The sequence below is a fragment of the Pseudomonadota bacterium genome (assembly GCA_039033415.1).
Lineage (GTDB): Bacteria > Pseudomonadota > Gammaproteobacteria > Xanthomonadales > SZUA-38 > JANQOZ01.
In genome coordinates, this window is sequence record JBCCCR010000058.1 from 1 (window position 1) to 8,116 (window position 8,116).

General features: G+C 63.0%; 6 protein-coding genes. 4 read left to right on the top strand and 2 right to left on the bottom strand.

Annotation, left to right across the window (positions count from 1 at the left end; all coding sequences use genetic code 11):
• From AAF358_26445 to AAF358_26460, 4 genes are all read left to right on the top strand, one after another.
• Positions 1-852, top strand: an 852-nt coding sequence (locus AAF358_26445) for a COX15/CtaA family protein (protein MEM7709116.1), incomplete at its 5' end; no start/stop codon positions are given.
• Complete coding sequence (gene cyoE / locus AAF358_26450; GenBank protein MEM7709117.1) at positions 849-1,775, top strand: heme o synthase; 927 nt, start codon at positions 849-851, stop codon at positions 1,773-1,775. The genes AAF358_26445 and cyoE, both read left to right, overlap by 4 nt.
• Before the next feature lie 8 nt (positions 1,776-1,783).
• The gene (argS, locus tag AAF358_26455; GenBank protein MEM7709118.1) at positions 1,784-3,580 is read left to right on the top strand and encodes an arginine--tRNA ligase; all 1,797 of its coding nucleotides are present in this window, start codon (positions 1,784-1,786) and stop codon (positions 3,578-3,580) included.
• Positions 3,581-3,654: 74 nt separating this feature from the next.
• Positions 3,655-4,158 carry an SPOR domain-containing protein gene (locus tag AAF358_26460; protein MEM7709119.1) on the top strand — a complete coding sequence of 168 codons (504 nt, stop codon included), beginning with the start codon at positions 3,655-3,657 and terminating at the stop codon, positions 4,156-4,158.
• 15 nt (positions 4,159-4,173) lie between these two features.
• Here AAF358_26460 and AAF358_26465 read toward each other — a convergent pair whose 3' ends face one another.
• Both AAF358_26465 and AAF358_26470 read right to left on the bottom strand, forming a co-directional pair.
• Positions 4,174-5,439 (bottom strand): PQQ-dependent sugar dehydrogenase, encoded by a 1,266-nt coding sequence (locus tag AAF358_26465; protein ID MEM7709120.1) that lies wholly within the window; start codon positions 5,437-5,439, stop codon positions 4,174-4,176.
• A 142-nt stretch (positions 5,440-5,581) separates the two neighbouring features.
• Positions 5,582-7,837: a tetratricopeptide repeat protein gene (locus AAF358_26470; GenBank protein ID MEM7709121.1), complete on the bottom strand. Its 2,256-nt coding sequence runs from the start codon at positions 7,835-7,837 to the stop codon at positions 5,582-5,584.
• Positions 7,838-8,116: the final 279 nt, after the last annotated feature.

Here is an 8,116-nt window from a genome sequence, read left to right on the forward strand (position 1 = left end):
CCCGACACCAGCGAAGAAATCAGCATCGCCAATGAGGCCTATCCGGAGCGCCCGGTCAGTATCCCGAAAGCGTGGAAGGAAATGCTGCACCGCTATGTAGCCGGCTCGCTGATGCTGTTGGTCTATGGAATCGCGTTTCTGACCTATCGGCGCCGCCAGGACCTGCCCGGCGCCTTTCCTCTCGCCATGGGCATTGCCGCCCTAATCACGCTGCAAGCCGCCTTCGGGATGTGGACGGTCACGCTCAAGCTCCTGCCGCTGGTAGTCACCGCCCACCTCCTGGGCGGCATGGCCACCTTTAGTCTTTTGGTTTGGCAGGCGCTGCGGATGAAGCCACAACCCTCAGCCAACGCCGGCGTGGTGCAACGGACAATAAGCCTTCGCGGTCCCCTGATCGCCGGACTGGTGCTGCTGGTCGGGCAGATCGCTCTCGGTGGCTGGACCAGCAGCAACTATGCCGCGCTGGCGTGCACCGAGATTCCTACCTGCAACGGCGAGTGGTGGCCGGAACCCGATTTTACTGAAGGATTCACTCTGGCCCGCGAAATTGGTGTCGACTACGAAGGCGGCGTCCTGGATTACCCCGCGCGGGTGGCTATCCACACGGCCCATCGCATCGGCGCGGTGATCGTCTCCGCCTGGATGCTGCTCCTGTGTTTCCTGCTGGCCACGCGAGGTCGGGTGTCGGCCGGGCTGGTCCTCGGATCAGCGCTCCTCCTGCAGGTGGCGCTGGGCATTGCCAACGTCTTGGGCAGCCTGCCGCTGCCCGTCGCCGTCGCCCACAACGGCGGTGCAGCCCTGCTGCTGGCGGTGCTGGTGGTCCTCCTCCGGCCGCCTATAATGCGCCGATGACTGCCGCCACCTCCACTGCCGCACCGCGCCCTTCGGTTGCGGCTCGTTACTACGAGCTCACCAAACCGGGCGTGGTGGCCCTGATTGTCTTTACCGCGGTGGTGGGCATGCTGCTGGCGAGTCCCGGCTGGATCGAACTGCCGCTCCTGCTCAGCGCGACCCTCGGCATAGGACTCAGCTCTGCCTCAGCCGCCGCCATCAACCACCTGCTCGACCGCCGGATCGACCAGCAGATGGACCGGACGCGCAATCGGCCGCTGGCGCGCGGCGACCTGGGTACCGGCCAGGTCCTGACGTTCGCGCTCATCCTGGGTGTGGTCGGCCTCGGGTTGTTGGTTTGGCAGGTCAATGTGCTCACAGCGGTTCTGACCGCCATCAGCCTGATCGGCTACGCGGTGATTTATACGGTTTATCTGAAGCGCGCAACACCGCAGAACATCGTGATCGGCGGCGCCGCGGGCGCCGCGCCGCCGCTGCTTGGCTGGGTGGCCGTGACCGGTCAGCTGGATCCACCGGCGTTTATTCTATTCCTGATTATTTTTGTCTGGACGCCGCCCCATTTCTGGGCGTTGGCGATCTTCCGGCGCAGCGACTACGCGGCGGTGGGTATGCCGATGCTGCCGGTGACCCACGGCGTGCCGTACACCCGTTGGCAGATCCTGTTTTACACCGTGCTGCTGGTGCTGGTCACCCTGCTGCCTTATCTGATCGGTATGAGCGGCCTGTTCTACCTTGGCGGGGCGCTGGTGTTAGGTGTCGGCTTTCTATACTATGCGCTGCGCCTGATGGTGGACGAAGCGCCGGGCCTGCCGATGCGCATGTTCGGCTATTCGATCTGGTATCTCATGGCGCTGTTTGCCTTTTTGCTGATTGACCACTATCTGCCCGACAGCACGCCGCTGCTGAGCGGGCCGATGCTCTGAGTCCTACCGTGAAAGACCATCTGCAGGAACTGATCAACCAGGCGCTGCTCGACATGTGCCGCGAGGGAAGCCTGCCGAGAGAGGAGAGGCCTGAGGTTCTGGTCGAGCGCTGCCGCTCCATCGAACACGGCGATTTCACCTCCAACGTGGCCATGGTGCTGGCTAAAGCGGCGAAACGAAACCCCAGGGAAATCGCCCAAGAAATCATTCAGCGCCTTCTTCCCTCCAAGCACGTGGAAAAGGTCGAGACCGCCGGTCCGGGCTTCATTAATTTTCGCCTGACCGACGCCTCGCTGCAGTCGGTCATCAACCAGGTGCTGGCACAGGAGGCGTCGTTCGGCGTCTGTCGCGACGGCCACGGTGAAAAGGTCAACGTCGAGTACGTGTCCGCCAACCCCACCGGCCCGCTCCACGTGGGTCACGGCCGGGGCGCCGCCTTTGGCGCGTCGCTGGCCAATCTGCTGGAAGCGGCAGGTTTTGACGTTCATCGCGAATACTATGTCAACGACGCTGGCCGCCAGATGGACATCCTGGCCACCAGCGTTTGGCTGCGCTACCTGGAACTCGGCGGCAAACGGATCAACTTTCCGAGTAACGCCTACCAGGGTGAATACATCTACGACATCGCTCGCGACGTCCGACAGGCGCACGGAGACGATCTGCGCGATATCGAACCAAACGTGTTCGACAATCTCCCGCCCGACGGCGACAGTCAATCCGACGATCCGTCGCAGAAAGATCTGCGCGAACGTCACATCGACGCGCTCATCCTGCTGACCAAAGAAGTCCTGGGTGACGACCGCTATCAAATCTGTTTCGAGGCGGCACTGCGGTCGATTGTCGGCGATATCCGTGAGGATCTGAAAGACTTCAACGTCGAGTATGACGTGTGGTTTTCCGAGCGCGAGCTCGCGGCCAGCGGCTCAACCGAGCGTGCGCTTGAGCGCTTGCGTGAAGCAGGCCACCTTTACGAAAAAGACGGCGCGCAGTGGTTTGAGGCCAGCAAGTTTGGTGACGAGAAAGATCGCGTGGTGGTGCGTGACGACGGACGGACCACCTATTTTGCGTCCGATATTGCGTACTTTCTCAACAAGCGTGAACGAGGATTTCAGCACGCAATCTACGTTTTTGGCGCTGACCATCACGGCTATGTGGCGAGGCTTCGGGCTGCGGCGCAGGGGCTGGGAGAAGACCCGGACGTACTGGAGATTCCCTTGGTGCAGTTTGCCCATCTGTTCCGGGATGGCGAGAAGCTCCAGATGTCGACCCGGTCCGGCAAATTTGTGCCGCTGCGCCAGCTCCGAGAGGAGGTCGGCACCGACGCCGCGCGGTTCTTTTACGTGCTCCGATCCCACGAGCAGCACCTGGACTTCGACCTCGAGCTCGCCAAAAAGCAGTCCAAAGACAACCCGGTGTACTACGTGCAATATGCGCATGCGAGAATCATGCGGGTCTTCGAACGCCTCGAAGAACAGGGTGAGGCCTACAACCAGGCAATCGGGCAGGCTGCCCACGATCGGCTCACTGCGCCCCACGAAATCGCCGTGATGCGAGAGCTGGCCCAGTATCCCGAAGCCGTCTCGCTGGCTGCCCGCAATCGGGCGCCTCACGTCATGGCCCACTACCTTCGCGGCCTGGCCCAGGTCTTTCATTCCTACTATGACGCTGATCCGGAGCTGAAGCTGCGGGTGCTGGTCGACGATGAGGATCTGCGTAACGCTCGGCTCAATCTTTCGATGGCGGTGCGGCAGGTGCTGGTCAACGGACTGGCGTTGCTGGGCGTATCGGCGCCGGACAAGATGTAGTGGCCCGGGCGGGCGCAAGAAAAAAAACTTCCGGCCGAGGCCGCCAGGCCATCCGCGATGGTGAGCAAAAAGTTGTGCCCGGCTGGGTCTGGCTGCTGCTCGGCGTGGCCATGGGCATCTGCCTGAGCGTGTTTCTTGTGATGGCAGGCTTTCTGCGCCAGCCTCGCGCTGACCTGCCACGCCCTAACCCGACCGCCCGGGAGCCCGCGGCGGTTGCGGCCGAAGAGGTGGCTCCGAAAGACGAGTTTGACTTTTTTACGGTCTTGCCGGAAATGGAAGTGGTCATTCCGGAAGCCGAAATCGAACAGCGGGTCAACGAGCGAGAGGAGCTCGCGGCAAGCCGCGGCCCCTATCTCCTGCAGGTCGCGTCATTGCGCCGCGCTGACGACGCCGAGCGGATGAAGGCTGAACTGGCGTTTCTAGGGCTGGTGGCCGACGTTGTTGAGGTCAAGATCAACGACGTGCGCTGGCACCGTGTGCGGATCGGTCCGATGACGAGCCTGCGAGAGATCGACGGCGTCAAGCGCCAGCTGCAGAGCGCTGGCTACTCGGTGCTGGTGTTGTCAGAAACCCAGTAGCCGCTGGCGATCCGGTCAGTTCTCAAGGCCTGAAGAAAACAGGATGTCCGGGCTGCCGATGCTGTAGATCGTTCCACCAAAGTCGATCACGTAAACGTGGCCCGCTTCGTCCTCGCCGAAAGCCACCACCGGAATCTGGCTGATCTGGCTGCCGTCGCTCGTGCGGAAAGGTTGGGGAAAGGCAGAAAACGTCCACGCGCCCCCGCTTTCGGTGCCGGCGTAAAGCTCCTGGCGCCGAATGTCACCGAAGTAGTAGATGCCCCGGCTGTCGCCCACGGGTCCTCGATAGCGATAGCCGCCGGTGATCGAGTCGGCCGGACTGCTGGTATGGGCATAAACCAAGATCGGGTCCGTGACCGCCGGCGGGGTGTCTTCGCACACTGCCGCTGAAGGCCCCACCTCTTGGAAGCCCTCCAGGCAGTCCCAGCCATAGTTCTCGCCACCGGTCGACGCGGCGGGCTGGAACGAAACCTCCTCAAAAGCGTTTTGCCCGACATCCCCGATAAACATGTCGCCGGTATTCCGGTCAAAGCTAAAGCGAAACGGATTTCTAAGCCCCAGGGCCCAGGTTTCGTCACAAATGCCGTCGTCCCCGACAAACGGGTTGTTGGGTGGGATGGCGTAGAGCGTCGGGCCGCCGCTATCGTCCCCGCACGCGTTGGCGCCGCTGACGCCCGTGTTGTCAACGTCGATTCGCAGCATTTTTCCGAGCAGCGACTGCGGGTCCTGCGCGCGGTCATTGGGGTCATTGCCGCTGCCGCCGTCTCCCATGCCGATATAGAGAAACCCATCCGGACCAAAGTGAATGTCGCCGCCGTTATGGTTACTAAAGTCCTGCGGAATGCTGAGAATCACCGTGCCGCTGTTCGGGTCAGCAACGTTGGGGTCGCCCGCGCTGACCGAGTAGCGAGCAATCTGGGTAGCGCCAACGCCGGGTGTGGTGTAGTTCAGGAAAAACAGGCCGTTGTTTTCATAGTCCGGGTGAAAATCGATGCCGAGCAGCCCCCCTTCACCGGTCACCTGCGTCAGACCATCGTTGCTGAAATCGAGAAACGGGGTGGCAAGCAGCGTCCCGTCAGCGTCGAGGATCCTTATGCGCCCAGCACGTTCAACGATAAACAGCCGGCCGCTGCCGTCCCCCGCGTGGCGCGCTGCAATCGGCGAGCTCAAGCCGTCTGCGACCTCAACCAGGACCAGTTCGGGAACAAACGTCTGATTGTCGCCGGCGATAGCGGAGCCAAGAGACCCCAGTAGCGCAACGATGGAAAATGCAGCTTTCATGGCAACCCCAAATTCTTCACGCAATCCCAAATTATAGGTGGGTTTTGGGCAGTCTGGGTGTGACTTGCCGCACTAGTTGCGGAGAGAAAACGCCGCACCGGGGACTGTCCGCTGCGCCAACGAAGGCGCCTGGCTTGCCGCGTTACGGCCGCCGGCCGGCGCTGGAGCGATCGACAGCCGCAAGCTGGGTCATCACGCTCGCCAGGTCTGTCCGGGACTGGTCGCCGATGGATTTGAGCAGCGCGTCGAAGCGCGGGCTGGTCCGCAGGGCGGCCAGCCGTGGGTCGCTGCCAACCTCGTTGGCGCTGGTGAAACCATTCGCCATGGTTTCCTCCAGCAGCGCGAGCGCCGGTTCCTCGCGGCCGCCCAGCGCCAGCAGCACAGCCTCAAGATAGTTCAGTTCCGGCGAGGTGTTGCCCTGCACCCGCAGGCGCTCGAGCAGCCGGTTGGCCTGGTCGAGCTGCGCCAGCGCGGTGTCGCGCGCTTCACCCAGCAGGCCCGCTGCGGCGCTCCAGCTCAGCACCTGAACCGACTGGAAGGGCAGCAGGATGTCCAGGCGTTCCACCACGCTTTGGAATCGAGTGAACGCAAGATCGGGCTCGCCGCGCCCGAGCGCGACTACGCCCTGCCACATCAGCGGCTGAAGCGTGTCCGACGTTGAGCCCTGCTCCTGCGGCGTCAGTCGCTCCAGCCGGCCCTCGGAAAAGGTTTCCAGTTCATCAAAGCGTCCGGCTGCCAGCAGCAGGCGGGCCCAGGCGTCCTCCACCTCCTGATTGTCGGGCGCCAGCTCCCGCGCGCGACTGATCGCGGCTTCGGCACGCTGCAGATCGCCCCAGCGCAGGTAGAGGTGTCCCAGCATGGTCTGGGTCACCGGCTCGTTGGGAGACAGGCTCAGCGCCTGCATTAGGCTGCCGTGCGCCCTTGCGTGCCGGCCGATAATCACGTCCCAGCGCGCAAGCGTGCGCAGCAGCAAGCTACGATCCGGATAGATGCTTCGCAGATTGTTCAGGCGCTCCATGCCGTCGTCGAAAGCGCCGCGCCTGAGCTCGTTATCGGCCATTGCCATGTTGAGCAAGTCGTCGAACTGGTTGTATTCCAGCGCTTCCTGCAGGACAAGCCGTTCTTCTTCGAGCCGGCCCAGAGAACCGAGCAGCCCGGCCAGCCAGTTGGCTGCGTCAATGTTCTTGGGGTCTAACCGCAGGGCTCGCTTGAGACGGCTTTCCGCTTGGGGGTAGCGCCCCAGCATGCGGTTCAGTAGCCCCAGCGTGGCCCATGCACTAGCGAGCGTGCCGTTGAGCCGCAGCGCCACGTCGGCATTCTGCTCGGCGAGACCCACTGCCTCTACGATGGTGCGGTTGCCGTAATTCGCCTGCAGCAGGTAGGTATCGGCGAGACCTGAATACGCTTCGGCGTAGTTCGGGTCCTTTTCGATGGTGGCTTTAAATTTCTGCTCCGCGGATGCCAGTGACTCTGGAGTCCGTTGGGCCCAATCGGCTCGCGCGCCCACGTAATCATTCCACGCGTCGAAACTCGCAATCTGACTGCGTTCGCCCTCAGCCTCCGTCATGGTGTCCGTGCTACCCAGCACCTGCTGCACCACCTCCTCGGCGATCTCGTCCTGAATGGCCAGCGTGTTGTCCAGCGAGCCCTCGAAGGTCTCTGACCACTTGTCGAACCCGTCTTCGGTGCTGCTGAGCGCCACCCGCACCCGCAGCGTATCGCCGGCCTTTCGCACCGAGCCGTTGAGGAGCCACCCTACCCCCAGCAGCCCGCCGATTTCCCTGGGGGTCCGGTTCTGGGTCGCAAAAGATCTGGCGGCGCGACCGCTGACCACTCGCAGGCCGTCGACTTTGGTGAGTGCATCCGCCAGCTCTTCGGAGACGCCGGCGGCAAAGTAGGCCTGGTCTCCTTCCGGCGACAGGTCTTCAAACGGCAGCAGGGCCAGCGCGTCCTGGCTTGGGGTCAGGTAGGTTGGTGCGGCGCTGATCGGGCCCGCCGCGCCGGCGGATCGGGCCGCCACGCCGGCCGGCAGCGAGCTGTTGTCACGCATCACGCCCGGCGCGTAAAACTGGTAAAGGTATAGGGCCAGCGCACCGTCGAGCAGCAGCACCCCTACCACCATCAGCACACCCGCGTAACGCGACCCCTGCCCCGGCAGTTCCCGCTTGATGCCATCCGGCGTTAATTCGAGCACCCAGGCTAAGACGACGACCAGCGGAAAGGCCAACACAACAACAAAAATGAGGGCCCGCAGTGACCATTCGGGAAGCTGGAGCGGGTCGAAGGTGATTTCGCCGACTTGCAGCAGAACAAACGCCACCACCGCATAAGCAGCGATCACGCGAAAAACCTTGCGCCGATGCATTTCAGCTATCAGCGTGGAAAAGGCGTTGGCCATCTGTACCTTCAGACACGGCGCCGGCGCCGTGTTTGACTACCTCCTGCGGGTGCTGCGGCAGCGCCGCTTGTCAGCGCCAGCTCCAGACCTTCAGCCTTCAAACGGTCTGGCGTGGGCTAGTGTCCTGTTTGGAAAGTTCGTTGCGTTTCAGAGCCCCGTTGGGCGCCAAGAACAAGGCGCATCGCGCCGGCAATGGCCGTAGCCCTTGGCAAGCGATGCAACGCGGTTATTGGCGCCCAAGGGGGCTCCCTTCGGGCGCGTCCCACAAGGCCTGGAGCG